This is a genomic window from Agrobacterium sp. RAC06 (assembly GCF_001713475.1).
Classification (GTDB): domain Bacteria; phylum Pseudomonadota; class Alphaproteobacteria; order Rhizobiales; family Rhizobiaceae; genus Allorhizobium.
The window spans coordinates 189,200-215,689 of sequence record NZ_CP016499.1 but is presented as its reverse complement, the minus strand read 5'-3'; the positions used below and the strand labels follow the sequence as shown (position 1 = coordinate 215,689).

The following is a 26,490-nucleotide window of genomic DNA, read 5'->3' as shown; positions in this document are numbered from 1 at the left end:
AGCCCTTTCCAAAAGCCCGGATTAAAAGTGGCGCTCCGTGTCGGTGAATGCCGGATGCTTGTCAAGCAGAGCCGAAACGATCTTGCCGAAACCGATGCCGAGAGAAGATTTGACCATCACGACATCGCCCGCGCGGACCTCGGCGCTGACGAAATTCGCGAGCTCCTGCGTGGTTTCGAGATAGACGACGTGAACCGTTTCCGGCAGGGCGTCGCGCAGCGCCACCATTTCCGGGCCAGCGAGCCAGACATGTTCGATCCCGGCGGCCAGCAGAGGACCTGCGAGCTCCGCATGAACGGAAGGCGCGAATTCGCCCATCTCCAACATGTCGCCGAGCACGGCGATCCGCCGCCCCTCGCCTGTCGGCTGGGAAGAGGCAAGCACGGCAATGGCGGCCCGCATCGACGCGGGGTTGGCATTGTAGCTCTCGTCGATCAGCGTCAGGATGCCATCGGGCAACTGCAGCCTGTGGCGTTCACCGCGCCCCTTGACCGGAGCGAGGTTTTCCAGGGCTTCGATTGCGGCATCAATGTCCGCACCAACCAGCGATACGGCCGCAAGAACTGCCATGGCATTCTCCGCGAGATGCCGGCCCGGCGCTCCGATCGTCACTTCACGCGTCTCGCCACCGAAGGACACCCAGACGGTGGAAAGCTCGGCAGCACCATCGAATTCCGCCAGCCGGAACTCGGCCTTGGCATGCTGACCGAAGCTGTGGATGTTTTCGACACCCTGGGCGAGCGCCGCCTGCTCAAGGCGTTCGTAGTAGGGATTGTCGCGGTTGAGGATCGCATCCCCACCATTGACGACACCCTCGAAGATCTCGGCCTTGGCGTCCGCGATCTCGTCGACGCTGGCGAAATTGCCGAGATGTGCCGGTGCGATCGTCGTGATGACCGCCACGTCCGGACGCACCATGCGCGACAGCGGCCCGATCTCGCCGGAATGATTCATGCCCAGCTCGAACACGCCGTAACGGGTGTCGATCGGCATGCGGGCGAGCGTCAGCGGCACGCCCCAATGGTTGTTGAAGGACGCGACGGAGGCATGCACCTTGCCGGATGGCGCAAGTGTTGCGCGCAGCATCTCCTTGGTCGTCGTCTTGCCCACGGAGCCGGTGACAGCAATGACGGTCGCAGGCGTGCGATCGCGGGCGGCCATGCCGAGCTTCTGCAGGCCGACGAGAACGTCTTCGACCACGATCATCGGGATAGTCAGCCGACCGAGCGCCGGCAGCTTGGCCTCGCTGACGACGAGGAGGGCAGCCCCGTTGGCGATGGCGATACTGGCATAGTTATGACCATCGACGCGGTCGCCCTTGATGGCGAAGAATGCTTCGCCAGGCGTAATCGTCCGACTGTCGATTGAAATGCCGGTCACACCTTCCGGCAGATTGCCGAAAGGCCGGCCGCCCATGGCGACAACCATTTCACGCGCGGTCCAAAGCAATGTCAACGGTCGAACTCCCCCAAGGCTTTGCGGACTTCCTGGTGGTCCGAGAACGGATGCGTCTCGGAACCGACGGTCTGTCCTTCCTCATGCCCCTTGCCCGCCACGATCAGCGTATCGCCCGTGGAGAGCATAGCCACACCGGCGCGAATGGCCTGGGCGCGATCACCGATCTCGATCCCCCTGGGCGTTGCCGCCATGATCTCGGCGCGGATGGTCGCGGGCACTTCCGAGCGCGGATTGTCGTCGGTGACGATGGCGATGTCGGCAAGCCGCGAGGCGATCTCGCCCATGATCGGCCGCTTGCCCTTGTCGCGATCTCCGCCGCAGCCGAATACGACGATCACACGACCGGTCGTAAAGGGACGCACCGAGGTCAGCACGTTTTCCAACGCTTCCGGCTTGTGCGCATAGTCGACATAAGCGAGCGCGCCAGCCTTGGTCTGACCGACCAGTTCGAGACGGCCGGAGGCCCCCTTGAGATGCTCCAGCGCCTTCAGCGCCACGGCCGGGGCAACGCCGGTCGAAATGGCAAGACCGGCTGAAACCAGCGCGTTGGCGATCTGGAAATCGCCAGCCAAAGGAATGTGGACTTCGAAGATGTCACCGCCATGATGCACTTCGGCGACCTGCTTGTGGCGAAAATGCTCGACCCGCTTCAGGCTGAGGAAATCACCCTTGCGGCCAACCGTGCGCACATCGTGACCGCAGGCCTTGGCGACCCGGATCGCCTCGTCAGACCAGGCATCATCAGCGAAGATGACTGCAGGGGCGCCCTTCGGCAGCAGCGTTTCGAAGAGCCGCATCTTCGCCGCCATGTAATCTTCCATGGTCGGATGGTAGTCCATGTGGTCACGGCCAAGATTGGTGAAACCCGCGGCCGACAGCACCACGCCGTCGAGACGGCTCTGATCGAGGCCGTGGCTGGACGCTTCCATCGCGGCATGCGTGACGCCCTCATCGACGAGTTCGCCGAGAAGCGTGTGGAGTGCGAGCGGATCGGGCGTGGTCAGCGAGCCGTAGTCGTTGCGTTTCGGCGAGATGACGCCGGTCGTGCCGATCTGGGCGGCGGCATGGCCGGCCTCGGCCCAGATCTGACGGGTAAAGGAGGCGACGGAAGTCTTTCCCGCCGTGCCGGTCACCGCGACCATCGTCTCAGGCTGGCGCCCGACGAGGCGGGCTGCGGCAAGCGCGAGGAACCGGCGAGGATTATCGACGATGACGACGGGTACAGTGGCGTCGAGCGCATGCGATGCAACAACAGCCACGGCACCCTTTTCGACCGCCTGGGCTACATAGGCCGAACCGTCCTCCCTGGAGCCGGACAGAGCGAAGAACACGGTGCCCGGTTCGACCTTGCGGCTATCGGCTGAAAGTCCACGAACCTCGACGCCTGCAGCACCACTGGCTGCCACCTGTTCCCCAAACTCCTCGCCAGCCAGTGCACCCAAAAGCATTTTGCAGTCCATCCTTGAGGGGCAAGTTACGCGAATCGCCCCGCCTGTAGTCGATCTGATCAATAAGAGACGAGCAATGCTGAGCCGTCTTCCCCGTATTTGGGTTCTACACCAAGAATTGCGGCGCTTCTGCGGATGATCTCGCCGACGATGGGTGCGGCGGTAAGACCCGCGGTCCGACCACCACCCTCGCCCGTCTTCGGCGCGTCGATGAAGCTCAGCACCAGATATTTCGGATCATCCATCGGGAAGGCGCCGACATACGAGTTGAAATTCTGATCGTCGGAATAGCGGCCATTGATGACTTTCTCGGCCGTGCCGGTCTTGCCGCCGACATTGAAGCCATCAACAAGCGCATACTTGCCGGAACCAGCCTTGCCGTTCATCCAGAACAGATGCCGGATATCATCGCTGGTCTGTTTCTTCACCACGACTTGGGCAATCTGATCGGCCTGCTCGCGGTCGCGGGTCAGGAAGGTGGGCGGCAGAAGCTTTCCACCGTTGACCAGCGCCGCGGCTCCAACCGCAGTCTGCAGCGGCGTGGTCGAGACGCCGTGGCCGAAGGAGATGGTGATCGAGTTGATCTGCTTCCATTCCCGAGGCTGCGACGGTGCCTTCACTTCCGGCAGTTCGGTTTCCAGTCTGGTCAGGAGACCCAAGCGTGTCAGGAATTCCTGATGGCCGGCGGTCCCGACGGCTTCGGCCATGCGGGCCGTTCCGATGTTCGATGAATACTGGAATATCTCAGGCACGGTCAGCACTCGATGCTTTCCATGGAAATCCTTGATGGTGAACCGGCCGATGCGGATCGGATAACGGGCATCGAAACTGTCATTCATGGTCACTTTGCCCGAATCGAGCGCCATGGCCGTCGTGAACGTCTTGAAGGTCGACCCCATCTCGAAGGTGCCGTTCGTCATGCGGTTCATCCAGCCTTCTTCGGCCCCTTCCTGAGGCCGATTCGGGTCGAAATCGGGAATCGACGACATAGCGACCACTTCACCGGTGTGAACGTCGAGAACCACGGCTCCGGCGGCGATCGCTTCGTATTTTGCAACAGCGTTGACGAGAGCATCACGCAAGATGTTCTGGACGCGGATGTCTACCGACAGCCGGACCGGTTCCAACGGCGCATCGCTGGTCATGCCAAGCGCTCTCAGATCCGCCATGCCCTGATTGTCGATATAGCGTTCCATCCCGGCCATGCCGCGATTGTCGATATTGACGTAGCCGACGATATGCGAGGCAGTCGCACCGCCCGGATAGAAGCGCCGCTTTTCCGGCCGGAAGCCGATGCCGGGAATACCGAGCGCCAGGATCTGGCTCTGCTGCTTCGGGGTCAGTTGCCGGCGCAACCACTGGAAACGCGAATTCGACGAAAGCTTGCGATACGTATCCCGGACATCAAGGTCCTTCAGGACGGTCGACAGGCGTTCGACCGCCTCGTCCGCATCGACGATCTTGTGGGGCTCGGCAAACAGCGAGACGGTGCGGATATCGGTGGCGAGCACTTCACCATTGCGATCGAGAATGTCGGGGCGCGAGGCCATCAGCCGGTCGGCCGGCAGGATGCTGGACACGGTCTCAGGCTGCGCATGACCGTATTGCACGAGACGCCCACCGATCACGGCATAGGCGACACAAAAGGTCGCGATCATCAGCCCGACGCGGGTCTTGGCCATTTCCGACTTGCGCTTGCCGGTCCCCTTGAAGGTCGCTCCGCTCACGACGGCACCGCCACGCTGCACATCGGTCGAGAAATGCGCCTGGCTCTTCAACAGCATGATTCGCGAAAGAAAGGTCATCAGCGGTCCACCGATCCTGTCGTGATGAGGTCCTTGATGGGATCGGAGGGTGCTGTCGCACTCACGGTTCCCTCTTCGCCTTCCGGCACAGGCACCAAATCCTTGAGCATGGGAAGCTCCATCGGCCGCGCCAGCTGGCTCGGCTCGGTTGGCACAAGCTGCAACTCGGCGGCATAGGCCTGAACCAGGCGTTCAAGCCTGTTCGGCTGGGTGAGCAGTGCCCTATCGGCCTTGAGCAGGTCGATGGTGTCCTTCTCCAGCTTGATCTCGGCCTCGAGGCGACGGACTTCCGCTGCCTTGTTATCCGTGTTGTGCTTGATCTGGTAGGTCACGGTGGCTGCGGCCAGCATGGCTCCGATCATCAGGAAGTCGAAGGTTCTTAGCACTGTCAGCCTCCGATCTTTTCGAGTGTGGCGAGGTCGGGCAGATCGAAGATCGACATGTCGGCCCGCTCGGCGGGCGCCGAGGTGCGGATGCCGGCGCGCAGCTTCGCGGAACGGGCGCGGGGATTGATCTCCGCCTCCTCCTCGCTCGCCGCCACCATGCCCTTGCCGACCGGCTCGAAGGTTGCCGGCCGCGCTTCCACCATGGGAAGATGGCGCGAACCTGACGCCTTGCCGGACCGCTCGGAGAAGAACTTCTTGACGATCCGGTCCTCCAGCGAATGGAAGGTTACCACCACCAGGCGACCGCCCGGTTTCAGCGAACGCTCGGCGGCAAACAGCGCCTGCGCCAACTCGCCGAGTTCGTCATTGACGTAGATGCGCAGCGCCTGGAAAACGCGCGTCGCCGGATGGATCTTGTCCTTGGCCTTGCGCGGATTGACTGTCTCGATGAGGTTGGCGAGATCACGCGTCGTCTGGAAAGGCTCGATCGCGCGGCGCTTTTCGATGGCGCGCGCAATACGCCCTGCATGCTTCTCTTCGCCGAGGAAGCCGAAGATGCGGATCAGATCAGACACCTTGGCACGATTGACGACATCGGCGGCCGAAACACCGGAGACCGCCATGCGCATGTCGAGCGGCCCGTTGCGCTGGAACGAGAAGCCGCGATCGGCCTCGTCGATCTGCATGGAGGAGACGCCGATATCGAGCACCACGCCGTCGAGACCCTCGTCGGGAGCAAACTCAGCAAGATTGGAGAATTCCGTATGATGAAGGGTCAGCCGCTCACCGCTGGCCTCGACGAGCGCCTTGCCGCCGGCAATGGCGTTCGGGTCGCGGTCGAGCGCAATGACGTCGGCGCCCTTGACCAGGATGGCGGAGGTGTAACCACCGGCGCCGAAGGTCCCATCAAGGACGACTTTGCCAGCCTCGGGCTCGAGAGCCTTCAGGACTTCGGAAAGAAGAACCGGAATGTGGCGAACTGGTCCGCCATCGGCATCGGAAAAACCTTCGCCAAAGTTCGCCGCCATTCCGTTTCTCCGTCTTTCTAGGTGCGCAGGCCTCGCTGCCTGACCACCTCTCTGGCTCTCGCCTGCGCCTCGTGAAACGCCTGCGGTTGCCACACTTGAAAATGATCCGACCGACCGACGAAACAGACCTCCGAGGAAATCCCCGTGAAATCCCGGATGAAATCCGTCACCGCCAATCGCCCTTCGGCATCGAGTCGCGCAAAGACGCCGCCACCATGAAGCAGCAGCGACATCTCGTTTGCCTCCAACGCGAAGGGATCCTCGGCCGCCATCTTCCGCTCGTACCGCTCGAGCAGATCCGGACCACCGATGTTGACCGCCGGATAGACGAAATCCTGGAGACAATAAAGCTCCTGAATTCCGCGCTGCACCAGCACGGCACGAAACGCCGCCGGGACGGAAACCCGCCCCTTCGCATCGATCCTGTTTGTCGCGTTGGACAGGAAGCGGCTCATCACTGACAACCGGCCTCCCCTTGGATGCAGGGTCAATCAGAGACCCCGGAACACACCTGATTACGCCAACCGCCGAACCCGCAACACACCCGCCTGAAATGCGAGAGGAAGCACCTGCTTCACGAGATTTCGGGGATGAAACGACCCCCGCAACGGCATGCAATTGGGATACCATGGGACAATATGGGCGTCAATGGGAACGGCCGGGATGAACCTCTTCCGCGATTCAAACATTGATAGGCGGTTAAGCTTAACGAATGGTTAGAAACTGCTGTTTTCGGTGCGCAATTCGACAATCGTTGCCGCAAATGTGATTCGCCGAACCCGAGGCCGTTCCACCTGAAATTTCAGGTGGTTCGCCGAAAAGTCGAAAAAGGGGAAATTTGCCAGTTGGCCTGTAAGCCGGGTTCTGTATGGCCCCGGTTTCCCGGAACGTGGCAGCCATTCATCTGGGACAGCGTTTACACGCTGCCTCGCGCAACCCACCCGGATGACTGGCCCGGAAACAGGCTGTAGCGGTGCTTTCGCACCACCCGCGTCATCCCTATTCGGTCTTGCTCCCGGTGGGGTTTGCCGTGCCGTCCCTGTTGCCAGCGACGCGGTGGGCTCTTACCCCACCCTTTCACCCTGACCTCGCATGCGAGGCGGTTTGCTTTCTGTGGCACTTTCCCTGAGGTCGCCCTCGCCGGACGTTATCCGGCACCGTGTTTCCGTGGAGCCCGGACTTTCCTCACCTTACCGCCTTTCGGCATTGGTAAAGCGCGGCTGCCCAGCCAACTGGCAAGGCGTCCTTAACCGACCCTTTGCCCGATTGCCATCGAAAAGCGAGCATCGAGGACCACTTGGGCGCTTTTGGTGAATCAGTCTCTGAAGACCGGCCGGAACACGTCGCCATAGGCCTCGTCGATGATTCGGCCGTGCTGGAGAAGCTCTGCACCCAGCCGCCCGATCTCGTCGGAGCTCTTGGCCGCCGCGCCACAGCCGCCCGTGAGTACTGCAATATGCTCACTCGCAAAACCGATCGACGGATAGTTCTCCGGGGTGAACGAGGTCACACAGGCCGCCATTGAAATCGGCGCATCGGCCAGGGTCGGCACGAGGCCGGTGATGATCCGATGCAGGTGATCGCGCGTGGTCAGTCGACCACCCCGCCTGAACCAGGCCCGAATCTCCGGCTCCGTCTCGAGCTGCAGATCGTCGGGATCCCCGCCGATCTTGAGATAGGTCTTGCCGTCGGGATAGCGCACCGGCGGCAGAAGATAGATGTGGTCGGTGGGATCAGCCGGCTGATGGATGAGTGACGGCATGCCGAAATAGGCGGCAAGATCCTCATCCGGGACCTCGAAGAAGGCGACAGTACGCGCATAGACCTTAAGGTCGACGGGACGCGGCAACAGGTTTTCGTTGATCGAGAAGCCGCCGGCCGCGATCAGCACGCGCTCGGCCGAGTAGACCGCGCCATCATCGGTGGTGACGATGGCAAGACCGCCCTCCTCCCGGACGGAAACCACCGTCTGACGAATCACCCTGGCACCGGCTTTCTCCGCAAGCAGGCTCTGCGCCTCGACGAGCCGACGCGGGTTGACGTAACCCGCATTGCGCTGCTCGTAGACACCCTCGCAATCGGAGCCGAAATCGAAATAGCGAAACCGCGACTTGAGTGCAGCGTCAGACAGCATCTCGACGGACACCCCGAGCTCTCGTGCGGCAGCCTCGACCTGGCCGACATAGGGATCGCGCCCGCCTCGCTTCGGCCCGACGATCAGGCATCCGACCTCATCATAAAACGCGATGCCGCTTTCCGCGGCGATCTGGCCGTAGCGCGCGATCGAGCGATTGGCGAGCCGGGCCCAGATGGGGTTCGAATCGATCGTCCGGGTAATCCGGGCCTCGTCGTAGTGGCTCGCAAAAACACCGTGATGGCTCGACCAGTCCTTCGGCTCGTCGGGACCGATGACGGCGACGCCCTCTCCCGAAAGTGCCAGGTACCGGGCCGCCGCAGCACCCATCATGCCTCGACCAACGACTATCGACTTGAACCGCTCAATCATGCGTCACCATCCTTACGTTGCGTCCGGTGATAGCATGGCAAGTCCCCGTGTCCAGTGACAGGAACGGCAAGGGCACAGCTCTTTCTCAGTTTCCGATCAAGGCGATAACCTTGCCGCAATAGCGCTTGGAGATCGGGTTCATGCGCTTGGCGCCATGGCCGGCATTGTAGCGCAGGATGGTGCCACAGGTCTCGCCGCCCCCCAGTTCATGGGCCATCGAGAGATACTTCATGCCGTAGCGGATGTTGGTCTCCGGATCGTAGAGCCCCTTGGTCTTGCCGCGATAGCCCATGGCTCGCGCCGTCGCCGGCTTGATCTGCATCAGCCCCACTTCGCCGGCACTGCCACGCGCCTTGGGATTGAAATTGCTCTCGACGCGAACGACGGCATGGGCCAGATCAACCGGGACGCCGTAGCTCTTCGCATATTTGGTGATGATCGCGCTGTAGGGGCTTTTCGAGAAGGAAGGCGCCGCCGGATAACCGGCGTCGCGAGTGATCGTCTTGAGGGGCTTTTTGAAGCGGCGCTCCTCGCTGCCGGCAAGCGCGGACTGGGCGTTGGTCAAAAGCATTGCAATGCATGCCGCGGCAGCAACAAGTCGTCGTGTCATGAGAAGGTTCAGTCTCCAGTCGAGCCACCGGTATCCACGCGCGTCAAAGCGGGCGCAGTTAAGCGCCGCGAGCCCCTGTCAGGCCGCCAGTTCCGGGTCTCTCAAGTTGATGTTTGCGCCAGGTCCGTCTGCGAACCATCGGCGCTGTTCAGCCCGTCCTTTAGAGCCGCCCAATGAGGAATTCCTGTGGCACCGCAACAAATCGTCGCCAGAGGCGTTGATTTCCTTGGTCCGAAAACACCTTGGGATGGGATTGGATCAGCCGAAACGCGGCAGGCTGGTCAGCAGCCGGTGCAGGGTCTCGATGGTCGAGCTGTCGGCAACCCCGTCAACCTTGGCTTGCCGGAAATGTCGTTGGAATGCGGCGACCACGCCTTCCGTCTGAGCGCAGAATTCGCCTGTAATCTCAAGACCATACCCATAGAGCGACAACATCGACTGCAGCGCCTCGACGGGTTGCCCCCGGTCACCGCGTTGGAAGAAGCGACCACCGCCGATCGGACCAGGCTCAACCCAGTGTCCGACCCCTGCCCGATGCAGCCGATCCCAGGGGAAATTTTCACCCGGATCGACCTTGCGAATGGGGGCCACATCGGAGTGGGCAAGCACCCTTTCAGGGGCAATACCATGCCGTTTGACGCATTCGAGACACAATTCGATGACGGATTCGATCTGCTGTTCGGGAAAGTCCGGAAGGCCGCCCGGGTGTCCGGCATTGGCGATTTCGATGCCGATCGAGCGGGAGTTGATATCGGTCTCGCCGCCCCAAATGCTTTTGCCCGCATGCCAGGCACGCCGCTCTTCCGGCACCATCTGAACCACGCGGCCGTCCTCATGCACCAGATAATGGCTGGAGACCTGGCTTTCCGGCGCACAAAGCCAAGCCTGCGCGCCCTCGGCGGAAGGCATGCCCGTATAGTGCAAAAGGAGAATATCCGGCCGATCGACGCCGACGCGTTCGCCGTGATTGGGCGAAGGACAGACCTCCGCGCGCTTGAAATCCCCGGTGAACGAACTCATGCCGCCCGGCGCGCCTTCTCGATCGCCGAATAGGCCTCGTTGAACTTGGCCATGCGATGGTTGGCGACGCTGTGGAATTCCGTCGGAATGCCGCGCGCATGCAGTCGGTCGGGATGATGTTCGGCAGCCAGCGCCCTGTACTTCTTGCGGATCGTCGCAAAATCGTCGGACGGCTGCACGCCGAGGACCCCATAAGGATCGCCGTCGAGATGGATATGCCGTTCGGTGATCATCGCGAACCGGTCTTCCGAGATTGAGAAGATCTCGGCGATGCGCGACAGGAAGGCGAGTTCCTTCTCATGCACGAGGCCGTCCGCCTTGGCGATGTGGAACAGGGCGTCGATGATATCCTCGAGCACCGGGCAAAACTCGTCACAGGTCCGGCACATGCCTGCGAGGTTCTTCGCATAGGTCTCGAAACCCGCGACGTCCTGGCGGGCGAGATTGTAAAGCCGGGCCACATTGCGGGCCTCTTCCGGCGGAAACTCGAAGATCTTGCGGAATGCTTCGACTTCGGCATTCGAGACGACGCCATCGGCCTTCGCCATCTTCGCGGAGAGCGCGATGATGGCAACCGAGAAGGACACGCGACGGCGCGTTTCCGGATCGCCTTCGAAGGCCGTACGCACGGCCTCGACGATACTGCCGATCACATTGCCAGCCGCATCACCGATCGCGCCGAGCAACCGGTCCCAGAATGACGATATTTGTTCGCAGGCAAAATCGAAGATCATGTTGAAAGCTTGACCAAATATACCCAGAAAAAGCAAGGAGCCGGGCCCAATAGCGAGGATTAAAGTTTCTTCATCTTGAATCCGTTTCGCTGAACTCGCGCTGTCCCGACGCCCGGCATGGGCTCCAATCGATTATCCACAGAAGCCATCCCGTCACCCGGCCGCGATTGAAACGATTATATTCGGATTTGAAGCTCGCATGGTTGCGAAATGCCCGATTTCCTTGATTTTTTGGCTTTACAGGCCGCCGCGCCTATCGCATCCATTTGCCACCTGAACACCCAAGTTGCACGGGCGATGAAGCGTCCGAGGAGGATCGATGGCCAAGCAGAAAGTCGCGATGTTGACCGCCGGGGGCCTCGCGCCCTGTCTCTCGTCCGCTGTCGGCGGATTGATCGAGCGCTACACCGACATCGCACCCGAAATCGAGCTCATCGCCTACAAGTCCGGCTTTCGCGGCCTGCTGATGGACTACAAGATCGAGATAACCAAGGAAATGCGCGAGAAGGCGCATGTGCTGCATCGCTATGGTGGATCGCCGATCGGCAACAGCCGCGTCAAGCTCACCAATGTCGCCGATTGCGTGAAGCGCGGCCTGGTCAGGGAAGACCAGAATCCGCTCCGCGTCGCAGCCGAACGGCTCGCGGCAGATGGCGTCACGATCCTTCACACCATTGGCGGTGACGATACCAACACAACCGCTGCCGACCTCGCCGCCTATCTCGGCGCCAACGGCTACGACCTGACGGTCGTCGGCATGCCCAAGACCGTCGACAACGACGTCTACCCGATCAAGCAGACGCTCGGCGCCTGGACGGCCGCCGAAGTCGGCGCCCGATTCTTCGACCATGTTTCCAACGAACAGAGCGCTTCGCCACGCACGCTGGTCATTCATGAGGTCATGGGCCGCCACTGCGGCTGGCTGACAGCAGCCACCGCCCGCGCCTACATGCAGCGCACGCAGCACAATGAATACATCGAAGGCTTCCTGATGAACCAGGAGCTGAAGAACATCGACGGCCTCTATCTTCCCGAGACCCATTTCGACATGGAGGGCGAAGCCGCCCGCCTGAAGGACATCATGGACCGGACCGGCTTCGTCACGCTCTTCGTGTCGGAAGGCGCCTGCATGGACGAGATCGTCGCCGACCGGGAGGCGGCCGGCGAGGAAATCAAGCGTGACGCCTTCGGCCATGTGAAGCTCGACACGATCAATGTCGGCAACTGGTTCCAGAAGCACTTTGCCAAGCTGCTCGATGCCGATCGCTCGATGGTGCAGAAATCAGGCTACTACGCCCGCTCTGCCCCCGCCAACTACGAAGACCTTCGCCTCATCCAGAGCATGGTCGATCTCGCGGTCGAAAGCGGTCTGAACAAGGTGTCGGGCGTGACCGGTCATGATGAAGACAAGGGCGGACGCCTACGGACCATAGAGTTCCCGCGGATCAAGGGTGGCAAGCCTTTCGACCTCGGCACGCCGTGGTTCAAAGAAGTGATGGACTATCTCGGGCAGAAGTACCGCCCCATCCATTGACCTGACCGCCGAAAGCTGGCTTCCTCTCCTGGAGGAGTGAGTGTCATGCCCCATTCTACCTGGATCCTGTTCGCAGTCGTCGCCGCGGCCCTTCTGGTCGTGCCCGGCCGGTCCAAGCGCATGGTTCTGTCCTATGCGCTGGCCCATGGCCGCAAGAGCGTCTTCGCCACGGGAACGGGCGTTGCACTCGGCACCGCCGTGTCGGTCGCAGCGACACTCGCCATCTCGTGGGGCCTGATCGCCCTGTCGACGCTGACATTTTCGATCTTCCAGTGGGTCGGCCTGTTCTGGCTTATGCTCTTCGGGCTTGGCCTCGCGCGTGCGCCTGCCGGCATCGAACCGGTAGCCGACAACGACAATCTGCCGGAGGAAAAACCGCTTCGCGTCATCGCGCATTGCTTCGAAAGCGAATCCCGCGACCCGCGCAGCAGCCTGCTCGTTGCCGCACTTCTGCCGCAATTCCTGACGCCGGACGCTCCGTTCATTCCCCAGGCGATCGCGTTTGGCGCCACCTTCGTTGCCCTCTCGGCCTTGTCCTGCATCGTCTATGCACTGTTTCCCGAACGCGTCCGAAAAATCGTTAGGAAACATGCAGTTCGCCGTACTGTGAACCGTTCCGGCCGCACCGTCCTGATTGCGGCAAAGGCGGTTACGGCCGGCTATCGAAAGATCGCGGCCTGAGCCGCGGAACGCGTCTGCGAAATGCCCCCGAGGTCGCAAGCTTGCCGCAATGCTGGGCATAGATTAAGAAACGGAAACGAACAGTCGGCTTATTTGCCGGTGACCTCGCGTGCATCTCGTAACGGATAGTGGCATGAACGTCAGAACTGACCGCGGCATCGCTCTCTGCATGGCTGCCTCACTGTTGGCTGGACTGGGTGGATGCACCGCGATCGATGAAAGCGTGAAGGCAGATCTCGCTGCCGCACCGGTCGCCAATCCGAAGTCTCCGGAAATGCAGGCTGCCATGGCTGCCGAGGCCGCCACGAATGGCACAGCCGGGGCCCAGGCGTCGTTGATGACGCAGGCCGAGCTCGCAGCCGCAAACCCGGGCCCTGCACCACTCATTCCCGGCACGGAAACCGCAGCGCCGATCCCGGCCTTGAAGGCCTCGGCTCTCTCCCCCACCACGCCGCAGACAGCGGCCACCGATGCACTGGCCATGGTAACAACGCCTGTTACCACAGGGAGCCAGCAGATGACGGCTGCGGCAGCTTCGACCGAAGCGACGCTCACCCCTCCTGGCGTTGGCGCAAGTGCAACACCTGCACCGGCATCTGCGACAGCGCCAGCAGCGGTACAGGCTCCCGTCGTCCTGGCTTATGCAGCCCCCCTGCGCGCGACGGCGCTCACCAGCTTCGGCGACCCCTTCGACGTGTCGCCTCCGGGCGAGCCGCAGGTGCCCAATGCGGGTCGGAAGCCGGATACGGTTGGCCCGACGCGTCTGAACGCGCTTATCGAGAAATACTCACGGCTCCACGAGATCCCGGTTGATCTGGTGCATCGCGTCGTGCACCGCGAAAGCCGCTACAATCCGGCCGCCTACAGCAAGGGCAATTACGGCCTGATGCAGATCCGCTACAACACGGCCAAGGCCATGGGTTATGACGGCCCTGCTGATGGCCTGTTTGACGCCGAAACCAACATCAAATATGCGGTCAAGTATCTGAAGGGCGCCTGGGTCGTCGCCGACAATGATCACGACCAGGCTGTCCGCCTCTACTCCCGTGGCTACTACTACGATGCCAAGCGTAAGGGCCTGCTGCATCTGATGCAGTAACTCGTCTCATTAGCCTAGGACATCACGTATGGCCTGCAGGAGCCTCTGTGGTCTGTAGTCCAGGCGGCGCGGCGTAAGCCCAAGCCGGACGACCACCAGTTTATCAGACGGAATGACGGCAATCGACTGTCCGTCATGGCCAAGCATCCAGAGCGTTTCCTCGGGCAGCGAAAAATTGCTGTCCTTGTCTCCAGGACCATTTTGCCAGGCCTGCCCTCTCGTATAGGCGCCGTTGGACGCAGCAGCCGGTTCATAGACGCGTGCCATGACGGACGGATCGACGAGCTGACGGCCGGACCAGCGTCCGTTCTCCGCAATCAAGAGACCGAACCGTGCCCAATCTCGGGCAGTCGCGTACAGATAGGAACCTCCGACAAAAGTACCGGTCGCATCCGCTTCGAGCACGGCGCTGCGCATACCGATCACATCGAACAAAGCCTCCCGCGGGTAGGCGAGCGCCGCCTCCCGGTTCGAAAACCGCGACATCCAGTAACGCGAGATCAGCACCGTTTCTCCGGAGGAGTAATTGAACCGCGTGCCCGGCCCAGCCGCCGGAAGCAGCGACGCCGCATAGGCACCCATATCGCGTTCGAGATAGAGCATGCGCGTCACGTCGGTCACGTCGCCATAGCTCTCATTGAAACTGAGACCGCTTTGCATGGCGAGTAGATCCGAAAGCGAGATCTCGGCGCGGCTGTCACCGTTCCATTCGCCAAAGAGGTTCGTCGCATTCTCGTCGATCCGTCCCTCCCCCTTGAGGATGCCGACCAGCGCGGCCGTCACCGTCTTCGTCATGGACCAACCCAGAAGCGGTGTTTCCGCATTGAAACCCGGACCATAGGCTTCACCGACGATCCGGCCGTCCTTCACGACGACGACTGCGCGGGCGCTTGGTCCGAGGAGGTCGGGATCGGAAAGCACGGCCTGGAGCCGCGGATCGTTCTGCGCCACTGCGTCACCATCCGGCCAGGCCCGGGCCGTGTCGACTGAGCCCGCTTCGGCCGGCGGAGCAGACAGACCCCTTGCCGCCTCGATCTCGGATTCGTCGACTGCAGCACAGCCCAGGCCGGTGCGATGCAGTGCGGCCGATGGTGCGACGACACCGAGCAAGGCTGTTTTCACCAGGCCCTGTTCGAGATCGACCTCGGCGCGCACGAGTTTGAGCAAGGGGTGCCCGGGGGCCTGCACATCGTCGCGCAGCACTTCGTCGGCGTCGCGACCGGCGATGAACACGTTCGAGCAGACGATCTTGGCGGCATAACCGGTACCGACCCTCAGAAGTTCGGGAGGAAATGCGACAATCCAGGCTGCGCCCACAGCAACGATGCCTACGAGGGCCACCGCCACCCGTGCGCCCCACTTCATCAGTCTCCGCATCAGCCTCTCCTCCTGTTGCCGCTATCGAAGCAGGAATGGATGACAGGCGAAAGATGAGCAGGCCGCGTGCCTGAAGTTATCCCGCGCCTTTCAACCGACGGGCGCTGCGCGTTGCGCGAGCCGGGCCTGCAGGTAGTTGAGCGCCTCCGCAGCTGCAACGGGTCTTGAAAACAGGAACCCTTGAGCCTCGCCGATGCCGAGGCGCTTGACGAAATCCAACTGGCTGTTCGTCTCGATGCCCTCGATGGTGGTCCGGATCTGGAAGGTCTCCGACAGCTTGTGCATCAGGTCAACGAGTTCCGCACCCTGGCTGGTCTCGAGCATCTGTTTCGCAAACGAGCGGTCGATCTTCAGTTCGTCGAGCGGGAAGAGCCGCAGATTGTTGATCGACGAGAAGCCGGTGCCGAAATCGTCGAGCGCGATGCGCACGCCGCTCGAGCGAAGCTCGGCGAGACTGCGGCAAACAAGATCGATATCGACGGAAAAGACCGCCTCTGTCACTTCGATCGTCAGCCGCTCGGGCGCCAGCCCGGTATCCACCAGACAATCGAGGATATGCGTCACGAAGTTCGGATCCTTGAACTGGTCGCCCGACACGTTGACGCTGACGCCCGTCGGTTCCGGCCAGGTTACGGCTGCGGCGCAAGCCTGTTGCACGACCCATTTGCCGATCACCTGAATGATGCCGGTCTTCTCTGCGAGAGGGATGAAGATGTCAGGCGTGATCAATCCTCTCGTCGGATGGCGCCAGCGCAGAAGCGCCTCCAGCGATCGCACGTCGCCATTCTCCACGGCAACAATCGGCTGGTATTCAAGATAGAATTCCCCGTCGACGAAGCCGCGCGAAAGGTCGCGCTCGAGCTCGAGGCCTTCCCGCACTTCACGGGCGAGACTTTCATCGTAGAAGGCATGGGCGGGGCCGAAGACCTCCTTGGCGCGATAGAGGGCAAGGTCCGCTCGCTGCAACAAGGCCGTGACGTTCCGGTCCTCGGGCGAGATGAGCGTCGCCCCGATGCTAAGCCCGGCCATGACGCGGCCCTGCTCCAGTTCGAAGGGGCGGGCGAGCGCGTCTTCGATCGCCAGGCAGACGAACTCTGCCACCGGGCGGCGCAGTGCTTGCGGCAGGATGGCCGCGAACTCGTCGGCCCCGAAACGAAACAACTGCGCGCCCTCGCCCGAAGCCTGGCGCAGACGCTCGGCCACGACGACCAACAGTGCGTCGCCAGCCGCATGTCCCAGCGTGTCGTTGACATATTTGAAGCGGTCGAGATCGATGAGCAGAAGCGTACCGCCGGAAGGACCACGTGCCGCCAGCAGGGCTTCGAGTGCCTCATTCAGCGCCTGGCGGTTTCCAAGCCCGGTTAGACGATCGAAACGTGAGGCAGCCTCAAGCGCCGTCGCACCACCTTCGAGGCGACTGATGCGCTCATGCAGCATGGCCTCCCAGGAGGCGATTCGCCAACCGACTGCGGCGCCGACAAGCGGCAGGCTGATGGCCGCAAGTGAGGACCATTCACTCAGAAAAGCTGTGGAAAGACCGACAAAACCGGACTGCACCACAACGGGTAGAGCCATGGCTGCCGGAGCCGCAGCGCCGCCCAGAAACCCCGCAAGACCGTAGCGCAGTCGCCTCCCAAACGGGATTTCACTTAACATCATGTTAAACACCCCTAAAATAACTGAGGACAATTTGTATAAAATGCATTGAAATTCGGTTACCGCCGCGCCGTCAACGACGTCATCAAACTGTAGCACCCGGGCGCTACACGCCGTGAAACCCAACAAGAGGGCGGATCGACATGACTGAGCTTGCACCCGATGCCGGATTTCGCGGAAACGAGAAGCTGAAGGGTGCATTGCTGCAACATGCCGCCCTTTCGCCGGCGGGCCTTTCGGAACGGCTTTTCGGCCTGCTGTTTTCCGGCCTCGTCTATGCGCAGATCTGGGAGGATCCGGAGGTCGACATGCAGGCCATGGATCTTTCCGAAGGCCATCGCATCGTCACCATCGGCTCGGGCGGCTGCAACATGCTCGCCTATCTCAGCCGTCGCCCGGCCTCGATCGATGTGGTCGACCTGAACCCGAACCATATCGCCCTCAACCGTCTGAAGCTTGCCGCCTTCCGCCACCTGCCCGACCACGCCTCCGTCCGTCGCCTGCTTGGCGAAAAGGGCGTCAGCACCAATGTCCGGATGTATGACCGCCACATCGCGCCCAACCTGGACACAGCGACTCGGCGCCACTGGGAAGCGCGCGGCTTGACGGGTCGCAAACGAATTTCCGTCTTCAACCGCAACATCTACCGCACCGGCCTTCTTGGGCGGTTCATCACCGTCGGCCACCTGATCGCCCGCAGCCATGGCGTTCGCCTGGAAGAACTTGCCGAAACCCGCTCCTTGCGCGAACAGCGGATGTTTTTCGACAGCCGCATCGCACCGCTGTTCGACAAGCCGCTCATTCGCTGGCTGACCCGCCGCAAGAGTTCGCTCTTCGGCCTTGGCATCCCACCGCAGCAATATGACGAGCTCGCATCGCTGGCCAACGACGGGACGATCGCTCCCGTGCTGCGCCACCGCCTGGAAAAGCTCTGCTGCCATTTTCTGCTGCGCGACAACTATTTCGCCTGGCAGGCATTTCTCCGCCGCTATCCGAAGCCGGAGGAAGGCGTTCTGCCCACCTATCTGCAGGAACAGCACTACCGCGCCATCCGGGACACAGCGGATCGCGTGACCGTTCACCACGCCAATTTCACCGAACTCCTGGCGAAAAAGCCAGCCGGCAGCGTCGATCGCTACGTGCTGCTCGACGCACAGGACTGGATGAACGAGCGACAGCTGAACGAGCTGTGGACCGAAATCACGCGTACCGCCTCTGAAGGCGCCCGCGTCATCTTCCGCACCGCGGCGGAAGACAGCATCCTGAACGGAAAGCTCGCACCCGCCCTTCTCGACCAGTGGCATTATGAGCCCGAACGCTCGCATACCCTGAACACTCAGGACCGCTCCGCCATCTATGGTGGCTTCCACATCTATGAGAAGCGGCCCGCATGAGCGAGAGCCCTGCCGCCCTCGCTGCCACCACCAGCCAGGACCACGCGGACCGCATGGACCGCATGTATCGCTATCAGCGGCATATCTACGACCTGACGCGGAAATACTACCTGCTCGGTCGAGACCACATGATCGCAGGTCTCGATCTGCAAAACGGCGGCTCACTCCTGGAAATCGGCTGCGGCACGGGTCGCAACCTTGCCCTTGCCCGGCGGCACTTTCCGCATGCAAACCTCTTTGGCCTCGACATATCGGCAGAGATGCTCGCAACAGCCCAGGCTAAGTTCGAGGGCAAGGCATCACGCCCAAGGCTTGAGGTCGCCGATGCCACGACATTTTGCGCCGCCGATTTCGGACAGCCGCATTTTGACCGGGTGATGATCTCCTATGCCCTGTCGATGATTCCCGACTGGCAGGGGGCCATTGACCGGGGTATCGAAGCGCTTGGTTCAGAGGGATCCCTGCACATCGTCGACTTCGGCCAGCAGGAGCGCCTGCCCCAGTGGTTTCAGAAGGGTCTGCAGGCCTGGCTCGCCCGCTTCCACGTCAGCCCCCGCCCGGATCTGAAAAGCGTTCTCGAAGAGCGGGCGGCGGCAAAGGGCTTGCAGTTGCGATTCGAGCCCCTCTGGCGTGGCTATGCCTGGCACGCCGTCCTCACCCGCTGACGGCCTCGCGCAAGCAAGATTGCATCTATTCCGGATTTGACGATGATGGGCGACGACGGTCGGCTCCCACGCGTGTCGTTGTTGCACCTTGTGGGGCAACTTCCCTTAATGATGAGATCACGGACGCTCGATGCGGTGGCTTCCCACACTTCTTCTCCCGCTCTGCCTTGCAGTTTCAGGCTGCACCGCGAGCTCTTACGACCTGTTGGCAACAGCCTCCCTCTCTCCGCGTTTCCAGGACACCGATCCCCAGCATTTCGAGGGCAAGACACCGCATCGTCATGAGGTACATGGCATCGACGTCTCCAAATGGAACGGCGACGTCGACTGGCGCCAGGTGAAAAAGTCGGGCGTATCCTTCGTCTTCATCAAGGCGACGGAAGGCAAGGACATGCTTGATCCACGCTTCCACGAATACTGGAAGGGCGCGAGCGATGCCGGGATCCCGCACGCTGCTTACCACTTCTACTATTTCTGTTCGACGGCCGACGAGCAGGCCGACTGGTTCATCAAGAACGTGCCGCGCGATGCCAACCTTCTGCCACCGGTGCTCGACGTCGAGTGGAACCCGACCTCCCCGACCTGTCGCCTGCGGCCGGATCCCGCAACGGTGCGCAGCGAAATGCAGCGCTTCATGCAGCGCATAGAGGCCCATTTCGGCAAGCGTCCGATCATCTACACCTCCGTCGACTTCCACCGCGACAACCTCGAGGGCGCATTCAGGGACCATCACTTCTGGGTCCGGGCCGTGGCGCAGCATCCAAGCGTGATTTATCCGGAACGGCGTTGGTCCTTCTGGCAATACACGTCGACAGGCGTCATTCCCGGCATCCGCGGCGAAACCGATATCAACGTTTTCGCAGGCACCCAGAAGAACTGGCAGAACTGGGTCGCCGCCGTCTCGAAATGATCGCAAACGGAGCCTAGAGGCTCTGAGAAACAAACCCATGCCATCGCATGCCGGTGCAAACGCGGCCTGCGGCGGCACGCAACCCGAAGGACTGATCGATGAACAAAGCCCTGCGTCATGCGCTCCCTATCGCCCTCATTCTTGCCTCAGCCGGTTTCGCCCAGGCGCAGCAGCAATGCGGCGGCGATCTCGCGACCTTCCTCGAAGGCGTGAAGGCGGAAGCCATTGCCGCGGGCTCGCCTCCAGAGATTGCCGACAAGGCGCTCGCGGGTGCGGCCATCGACCAGAAGGTTCTCTCGCGCGACCGTTCGCAGGGCGTTTTCCGCCAGACCTTCCTGGAATTCTCGAGCCGCACCGGCAGTCAGGCGCGCCTCGACACCGGCCTTAAGAAGATCAGGGAATACGCCGATGTCTTCGCACGCGCCGAACAGGAATATGGCGTACCGGCCGGCGTCATCACCGCCTTCTGGGCCAAAGAGACAGACTTTGGCGCCGTGCAGGGCGACTTCAACACCCGCAATGCGCTGGTCACGCTCGCCCATGACTGCCGCCGTCCGGAACTTTTCCGCCCGCAACTACTGGCGCTCATCAAGATGGTCGAGCACGGCGATCTCGACCCTGCGACCAACACAGGAGCCTGGGCCGGCGAAATTGGCCAGGTGCAAATGCTCCCTGAAGACATCATCGCCTTTGGCGTGGATGGCGATGGCGACAACCATGTGAACGTCAAGCAGAGCAGCCCTGACGCCCTTCTCACGGCTGCGCGCTTCATTCAGCATCTCGGCTTCAAGCGCGGCGAACCCTGGATCCAGGAAGTCAGCATTCCGGAAAACCTGCCCTTCGAGAAGTCGGGCCTTGGCGGCACGATGACGGCAGGTGAGTGGTTTGCGCTCGGCGTTCAGCCTCGCGATGGCGAGACAGCTTTCTCTGCCCTGCCAGCCTCGCTGATCCTGCCGCAGGGCCGCAAGGGGCCGGCCTTCATCACCTATCCCAACTTCAACATCTATCTCGAATGGAACCAGTCCTTCATCTACACGACTTCGGCGGCCTATTTTGCCACCCGCTTTGGCGGCGCGCCTGTCTATCAGAAGGGCAATCCGGAACCGGGCCTCGACACCGACCAGATGATGGCGCTGCAAACCAAGCTGCAGGGCCTTGGCCACGACGTCGGCAAGATCGACGGCATCCTCGGCGCCGGCACGCGCGTCGCGGTGCAGAAGGAGCAGCAGCGAGTCGGCCTACCCGCCGATGGCTGGCCGACACCGGCACTGCTGGCCGCACTCTGATATCCGCATCAAAGACCACATGATCGAGCCGGGGCGCCTCCACGCCCCGGCTTTTTTGTTTCGAGCAACTGTCGATCTGGTGATGCTGAGGATTTCAGCGCCTTGAGTCGGCCCTACAAACGCTCACGGAAATTAAACTTCATTAATAGCGCGAGACCTGAAGCAAGCCATTGAAACGAATAGATTATCTAACTTTAGGCATACTTTATCCACTGCAGAATGACGCAGCGCAGCACAGATTTGCCCTTGCGCCGACACAAATCAGACATAATATCTAACGGTCAACGCAAGGAGGCACACATGGGACTGACTAATTCAATTAATGTCCTGATCGTCGGTGCAGCGTTTGTTTTCATCGCAACGATGCTGTTTATCTGACACGGGTCTGAGTAACTGAAACCCATGAGTTGGCCTGGTTAGGCCTCTCCAGCAGATATGATTTCAAAACGAATAAAAGGCGCATGACACGGACCGTCATGCGCCTTTTCTCATGCCGACGGCGACCTCAGATCAAGCAGCAGCGCTGGAAACCTTGGCGGCCTTCGCCGTGATGCCGAGCCGGTCCAGGGTCGCAATGGTCAGCGGCGCCCGGTTCATCGTGTAGATGTGAAACTCCTCGATACCGCGACGCGCGAGATCGGCGATCTGTTCCGCCGCAATGTCGGCCGCAACGGCGGCACGCGCCTGAGCATCGCCCTCGGTCCCCTCGAAGCGCTCGTCGAGAAACGACGGGGTGCTGGCGCCACACATAGAAGCGAAACGCTTCAGCTGCGTCAGGTTCTGGATAGGCATGATGCCGGGCACGATCGGGATGGTGATCCCCGCCGCGCGGACACGTTCCAGGTAGCGCTCGAAGATATCGTTGTCGAAGAAGAACTGCGTCAGCGCGCGCGTTGCTCCCGCATCCACCTTCTGCTTGAGCATGTCGAGATCAACGTCGTCGTTTTCGCTTTCCGGATGGCGTTCGGGATAGGCGGAGACGGAGATCTCGAAATCGCCGAGGTCACGCAGACCGGAGACGAGGTCGGCAGCATTGACGAAGCCACCCGGATGCGGCGCATAGCGGCTGCCGACGCCCCCTTGTGGGTCGCCACGCAGCGCCACGAAGTGGCGAACGCCGGCGGCCTGAAACTCTTCGACGACCGCGCGCACCTCGTCACGCGTCGCACCCACACAGGTGAGATGCGAAGCAGTGGCAAGCGGGGTCTCGGCAATCAACCGCTTGACGGTCGCAAGGGTCGGCTCGCGCGTTGTACCGCCGGCACCATAGGTCACCGAAACGAAATCGGGCTGGTAAGGCTGCAGGGCCTTCACCGCCTGCCAGAGCTGATCCTCCATATCGGGCGACTTGGGCGGGAAGAACTCGAAGGAGATCCGCGCATCAGGGGTCTTGGCGATCGGCCGTTCGGGCATGGTCATCTATCTGCTCCCGGTCAAGGCAAGGGGTTGTACTGAAGTGGCCCTGCCCGCAGCGCTCCCGCGCCGGGCAAGCCAGATGGTCACGGTCAGCCCGCGCCCGGCCGCAGTTTCCGGCGGCAGATCGATGACGTCCTCTACGGCCAAACCCTGGCGGTCGAGCCATTCGGCCATGACGCCATGGGAGAAGCCGAGGCGCACATGGGCGTGCTCGTCCCGGAGATATTCATGGGCATGGGGTGCGAGATCGATGATCGCGAGCCGACCACCCGGCTTCAGCATGCGCGCAGCCTCGGCGAGAGCCAGTTCCGGCTCCTCAAGGAAGTGCAAAACCTGATGGATCGTGACGAGGTCGTAGTCGCCGGCATCGAGCGGCAGGTTCAGGATGTCACCATGACGCACGCTGGCGGACAGGATGCCTTCTTTGTCGAGGTTGGAGCGTGCGACCGCCAGCATATCGCGGCTGGCATCGATCCCGATTGCGCGGCGGTAGCGTGGCGAAAGCAGTTGCAGGATACGGCCAGTGCCTGTGCCGAGGTCGAGCATGGATTCGACCGCGTCGGTTCCGACGATCCGCAGCAAAGCCGCTTCCACATCGGCATCATTAACATGCAGCCGGCGAAGCTCATCCCATTCGGAAGCGTTGCGACTGAAATAGGCCTGCGCCTTCTCAGCCCTCGCCCGCTTGACGCTGGCCAGGCGATCCCGGTCACGCTGGAGGACAGGATCGCTCTCCTCGGCGGCATCCAGCAGCAGTCGAACCAGCGCCGCGCCCGAGCCTTCCTGCTTCAGCCGAAAATAGGCCCACGCGCCCTCCTGATAGCGATCAATCAGATCGGCTTCCGCAAGCAACTTCAGATGACGGGAGATTCGTGGCTGCGACTGACCGAGAATTTCGGTAAGATCGGTGACCGTGAGATCGCCCGCAGACAGAAGCGTGAGGAGACGCAGGCGGGTTGGCTCACCCGCCGCCTTCAGCAATTCCACAAGAGTATCGACACCGAGTCTCATTCACACCACCGCAATAACGACATAAAGATATCTTTATGTCCGTTTTTGACGTGATGCAAGCCTTAATCCGCTGCCACCGCCAGCTTGGCGATGAAAAGGAAAACGGCCGCCCCTTCAGGCGGCCGTCGCGATCTCAGTGAGGCATCCGTCAAGCGACGGATGGAAGCCTCAGAACTCTTCCCAGCTCTCGCTTGCGAGCGCGGTATTGCCTGACACAGCGGGTGTCACTCGACGGGGAGCGGCCTGCTGAGCGGACTGAACAGCCGAGCGTGCCGGTTGCGGCGATACCGGAGGCATCGAACGCGTCTGGCGCGAAGCCTGAGTAGCCGAGGCCGCGCCCTGCTCCGTCCGGAAACGCTGCAACAGTTCCGCAAGGCTTGCGGCCTCCTGAGCGAGACCCGCGGACGCCGCGTTCATCTCCTCCACCATGGCCGCATTCTTCTGGGTCGCCTGGTCCATGTGGTTGACTGCCTGATTGACCTCGCCGAGACCGATCGACTGTTCCTGCGCGGCAGAGGCGATGGCATCCATATGCTCGTTGATCGCCTGAACCAGGCCGGCGATCGCCGTCAGGCCGTCGCCGGTCTCGTTGACCAGTTTCACGCCTTCGCTGACAGCGACTTCGGAATTCCCGATGAGGGCCTTGATTTCCTTCGCCGCATTCGCGGAGCGTTGCGCAAGTTCACGAACCTCCTGCGCCACGACCGCAAAGCCCTTGCCCGCCTCACCCGCACGCGCGGCCTCGACGCCGGCATTGAGCGCCAGGAGGTTCGTCTGGAAGGCGATCTCATCGATCACGCCGATGATCTGGCTGATCTGCTTGGAGGCATGCTCGATGCGCTCCATCGCAGTGACAGCGTTTCCGACCACCACACCGGACTGTTCCGCACGGCTGCGGGTGTTGCGCACGATGTCACGCGCTTCCCCGGTCCGCCGCGACGTGGCCGTCACGTTGGAGGTGATCTCTTCGAGCGCCGCTGCAGTCTCCTCGAGCGAGGCCGCCTGCTGTTCCGTGCGCTTGGCCAGATCGTCGGACGCATGCGAGATCTCGCCGGAACCACCGCTGACGGCATGGGCCGAGCGGCCGACCGAGACCAGAACGCCACGCAGCTGTTGCACCGACGTGTTGAAGTCGTGACGCAGAGCTTCGAACTGAGGGGCAAACTCCTCCTCGATCTCGCAAAGCAGATCGCCCGATGCCAGCCGCTTGAGACCTGCGGCCAGCGTGCCGGTTGCCTTTGTCAGGCGTTCCTCGGCATCGGCCTCAGCACGCGCCTGCATCTCGGCACGCTCGCGCTCGCTGCGAACCCGACTTTCGGATGCTTCGGCTTCCAGCTCGGCATTGCGAATGGCAGCCTCACGGAAGACCTCGACAGACCGGGCCATCGCCCCGATCTCGTCAGTGCGCTCGGTGAAGGGGATGGACTGCAGCGTATCGCCATTGGCGAGTCCGATCATCGAACCGCTGACACGCCCAATGGAACGGGACAACGTGCGGGTGATGGAGACGCTGAAGGCCACGACCAGCAGGATGAAGCTGGAAAGACCGACGATGACGGAAATCATGCTGAAGCGCGCATCGGCCAGACGATCATTGATCGCCTCGAGGAACGCCGTGGCGTTGTCGCGGATGATCGCGGCCGCAAAGTCACGGCGCTTCGCCATGCTTTCGGTGAAAGGCTTCGGATCACGCGCCCCAGCGTAATCCTCGAGGCTTTCCATCGCCTGGAGCGTTTCGTTGATCTGCCTGCCCTCTGCCGTATCGAAGAAGGAATAGAAGCGGCTGATCACATCCGGGCGCGCAAGCTCACGGAAGGGACCGTCGAAGGTCCGTAGCTGGCTCTGCAGCGCGCTGAACCGGACAAGCTCGGCTTTCCCGAAGGCGCCGTTCTCGATGTAGAACTGGCCCATGCGATTGAGACCGAGATAGGCTTCGTTGACCTTCATCAGCGCATGATGCGCACGGATGTCGGACGAGAGCGTCAGATCCTCGGTGAGGTTCGCCGTTCTGAGCGTCAGCTCAAGTCCGGCTGCGGCGACTGGCTGGGCGTAACGCAGCGGCAGGATCGGATCCTTGTCGCCGGCATCGAGTTTCTGTCGATACTCCGGCATCCGGGCATACATCTTCTCCAGATTGGCCCGGAGCTGCAGGGTGATCGGATCGCCGTATCCCATCCGGTCGAGCTCGGCCATCTGATCCATCATGGCCTGATAGATCGCATCCGATTGTTTGCGGATCTCCATGCGATTCGGCGCCGTCTCCAGCGGCATGATCATCATCAGCTCGCCGCCTTGATAGGCGAGCTCTGCGAGCGCCGCTGCGCGTGTGAGCTTCTGATACTCCAGATAGCTGTTATAGCCAGCCGCGCCACCAAGACCGGTGACGGCCAGCAACGGCACCAAAGCGATCAGGGTCAGCGCTTTTTGAAACGAAATTTTTCCCAGGATAGACACCTGTCAGTTCCC

General features: G+C 61.8%; 22 protein-coding genes and 1 other RNA gene. 7 read left to right on the top strand and 16 right to left on the bottom strand.

What is annotated here, in order from left to right; genetic code table 11:
- Nucleotides 1-21: 21 nt before the first annotated feature.
- From BSY240_RS01005 to BSY240_RS00955, 11 genes are all read right to left on the bottom strand, one after another.
- Nucleotides 22-1,455 carry a UDP-N-acetylmuramoylalanyl-D-glutamyl-2,6-diaminopimelate--D-alanyl-D-alanine ligase gene (locus BSY240_RS01005; RefSeq protein ID WP_069041116.1) on the bottom strand — a complete coding sequence of 478 codons (1,434 nt, stop codon included), beginning with the start codon at nucleotides 1,453-1,455 and terminating at the stop codon, nucleotides 22-24.
- Complete coding sequence (locus BSY240_RS01000) at nucleotides 1,452-2,906, bottom strand: UDP-N-acetylmuramoyl-L-alanyl-D-glutamate--2,6-diaminopimelate ligase (protein ID WP_069041115.1); 1,455 nt, start codon at nucleotides 2,904-2,906, stop codon at nucleotides 1,452-1,454. The genes BSY240_RS01005 and BSY240_RS01000 overlap by 4 nt, the downstream gene beginning before the upstream one ends.
- A 59-nt stretch (nucleotides 2,907-2,965) precedes the next feature.
- Nucleotides 2,966-4,711, bottom strand: coding sequence for a peptidoglycan D,D-transpeptidase FtsI family protein (locus tag BSY240_RS00995; protein WP_069041114.1), 1,746 nt, complete (start codon nucleotides 4,709-4,711; stop codon nucleotides 2,966-2,968).
- A complete protein-coding gene (gene ftsL / locus BSY240_RS00990) occupies nucleotides 4,711-5,097 on the bottom strand; it encodes a cell division protein FtsL (protein WP_054151671.1) in 387 nt (128 codons plus the stop codon). Before ftsL ends, BSY240_RS00995 begins: the two co-directional genes overlap by 1 nt.
- Before the next feature lie 2 nt (nucleotides 5,098-5,099).
- Nucleotides 5,100-6,125, bottom strand: a complete 1,026-nt coding sequence (gene rsmH / locus BSY240_RS00985; protein ID WP_069041113.1) for a 16S rRNA (cytosine(1402)-N(4))-methyltransferase RsmH — start codon at nucleotides 6,123-6,125, stop codon at nucleotides 5,100-5,102.
- 17 nt (nucleotides 6,126-6,142) lie between these two features.
- A complete protein-coding gene (mraZ, locus tag BSY240_RS00980) occupies nucleotides 6,143-6,580 on the bottom strand; it encodes a division/cell wall cluster transcriptional repressor MraZ (RefSeq protein ID WP_006725930.1) in 438 nt (145 codons plus the stop codon).
- Nucleotides 6,581-6,962: 382 nt separating this feature from the next.
- Nucleotides 6,963-7,361: RNase P RNA component class A (gene rnpB, locus BSY240_RS00975), an RNA gene on the bottom strand.
- Between the two features lie 79 nt (nucleotides 7,362-7,440).
- Entirely contained in the window at nucleotides 7,441-8,631 is a 1,191-nt protein-coding gene (locus tag BSY240_RS00970; RefSeq protein ID WP_069041112.1) for an NAD(P)/FAD-dependent oxidoreductase, read from the bottom strand.
- Between the two features lie 85 nt (nucleotides 8,632-8,716).
- Nucleotides 8,717-9,241: a lytic transglycosylase domain-containing protein gene (locus BSY240_RS00965; RefSeq protein WP_054151667.1), complete on the bottom strand. Its 525-nt coding sequence runs from the start codon at nucleotides 9,239-9,241 to the stop codon at nucleotides 8,717-8,719.
- A 258-nt stretch (nucleotides 9,242-9,499) separates the two neighbouring features.
- Complete coding sequence (locus BSY240_RS00960; protein ID WP_069041111.1) at nucleotides 9,500-10,261, bottom strand: N-acetylmuramoyl-L-alanine amidase; 762 nt, start codon at nucleotides 10,259-10,261, stop codon at nucleotides 9,500-9,502.
- On the bottom strand, nucleotides 10,258-10,995 hold the full coding sequence (locus tag BSY240_RS00955) for a J domain-containing protein (RefSeq protein WP_069043771.1): 738 nt from the start codon (nucleotides 10,993-10,995) through the stop codon (nucleotides 10,258-10,260). Before BSY240_RS00955 ends, BSY240_RS00960 begins: the two co-directional genes overlap by 4 nt.
- A gap of 319 nt (nucleotides 10,996-11,314) precedes the next feature.
- Between BSY240_RS00955 and BSY240_RS00950 the strand changes: the two genes are divergently transcribed.
- From BSY240_RS00950 to BSY240_RS00940, 3 genes are all read left to right on the top strand, one after another.
- Nucleotides 11,315-12,529: a pyrophosphate--fructose-6-phosphate 1-phosphotransferase gene (locus BSY240_RS00950; protein ID WP_069041110.1), complete on the top strand. Its 1,215-nt coding sequence runs from the start codon at nucleotides 11,315-11,317 to the stop codon at nucleotides 12,527-12,529.
- A gap of 45 nt (nucleotides 12,530-12,574) precedes the next feature.
- Entirely contained in the window at nucleotides 12,575-13,210 is a 636-nt protein-coding gene (locus BSY240_RS00945; RefSeq protein ID WP_069041109.1) for a LysE family translocator, read from the top strand.
- A gap of 133 nt (nucleotides 13,211-13,343) precedes the next feature.
- A complete protein-coding gene (locus BSY240_RS00940) occupies nucleotides 13,344-14,309 on the top strand; it encodes a lytic transglycosylase domain-containing protein (protein ID WP_083229529.1) in 966 nt (321 codons plus the stop codon).
- Between the two features lie 9 nt (nucleotides 14,310-14,318).
- Here the strand turns inward: BSY240_RS00940 and BSY240_RS00935 are convergent, their stop codons facing one another.
- Nucleotides 14,319-15,686, bottom strand: a complete 1,368-nt coding sequence (locus BSY240_RS00935) for a serine hydrolase domain-containing protein (protein WP_069041108.1) — start codon at nucleotides 15,684-15,686, stop codon at nucleotides 14,319-14,321.
- A 90-nt stretch (nucleotides 15,687-15,776) separates the two neighbouring features.
- The gene (locus BSY240_RS23875) at nucleotides 15,777-17,345 is read right to left on the bottom strand and encodes a putative bifunctional diguanylate cyclase/phosphodiesterase (RefSeq protein WP_171901539.1); all 1,569 of its coding nucleotides are present in this window, start codon (nucleotides 17,343-17,345) and stop codon (nucleotides 15,777-15,779) included.
- Between the two features lie 140 nt (nucleotides 17,346-17,485).
- Here BSY240_RS23875 and BSY240_RS00925 point away from each other — a divergent pair, with 140 nt between their 5' ends.
- The 4 genes from BSY240_RS00925 (at nucleotide 17,486) to BSY240_RS00910 (ending at nucleotide 21,597) form a co-directional block, all read left to right on the top strand.
- Nucleotides 17,486-18,736 (top strand): DUF3419 family protein, encoded by a 1,251-nt coding sequence (locus tag BSY240_RS00925; protein ID WP_069041106.1) that lies wholly within the window; start codon nucleotides 17,486-17,488, stop codon nucleotides 18,734-18,736.
- Nucleotides 18,733-19,401, top strand: a complete 669-nt coding sequence (locus BSY240_RS00920) for a class I SAM-dependent methyltransferase (RefSeq protein ID WP_069041105.1) — start codon at nucleotides 18,733-18,735, stop codon at nucleotides 19,399-19,401. Before BSY240_RS00925 ends, BSY240_RS00920 begins: the two co-directional genes overlap by 4 nt.
- A 130-nt stretch (nucleotides 19,402-19,531) precedes the next feature.
- Entirely contained in the window at nucleotides 19,532-20,311 is a 780-nt protein-coding gene (locus tag BSY240_RS00915; protein WP_069041104.1) for a glycoside hydrolase family 25 protein, read from the top strand.
- A gap of 98 nt (nucleotides 20,312-20,409) precedes the next feature.
- Complete coding sequence (locus tag BSY240_RS00910) at nucleotides 20,410-21,597, top strand: lytic murein transglycosylase (protein ID WP_069041103.1); 1,188 nt, start codon at nucleotides 20,410-20,412, stop codon at nucleotides 21,595-21,597.
- A gap of 510 nt (nucleotides 21,598-22,107) precedes the next feature.
- Here BSY240_RS00910 and metF read toward each other — a convergent pair.
- The 3 genes from metF to BSY240_RS00895 form a co-directional block, all read right to left on the bottom strand.
- On the bottom strand, nucleotides 22,108-23,016 hold the full coding sequence (metF, locus tag BSY240_RS00905) for a methylenetetrahydrofolate reductase [NAD(P)H] (RefSeq protein WP_171901538.1): 909 nt from the start codon (nucleotides 23,014-23,016) through the stop codon (nucleotides 22,108-22,110).
- Nucleotides 23,017-24,024, bottom strand: coding sequence for an ArsR/SmtB family transcription factor (locus BSY240_RS00900; protein ID WP_069041102.1), 1,008 nt, complete (start codon nucleotides 24,022-24,024; stop codon nucleotides 23,017-23,019).
- A gap of 168 nt (nucleotides 24,025-24,192) precedes the next feature.
- The gene (locus BSY240_RS00895) at nucleotides 24,193-26,478 is read right to left on the bottom strand and encodes a methyl-accepting chemotaxis protein (RefSeq protein ID WP_236759300.1); all 2,286 of its coding nucleotides are present in this window, start codon (nucleotides 26,476-26,478) and stop codon (nucleotides 24,193-24,195) included.
- Nucleotides 26,479-26,490: the final 12 nt, after the last annotated feature.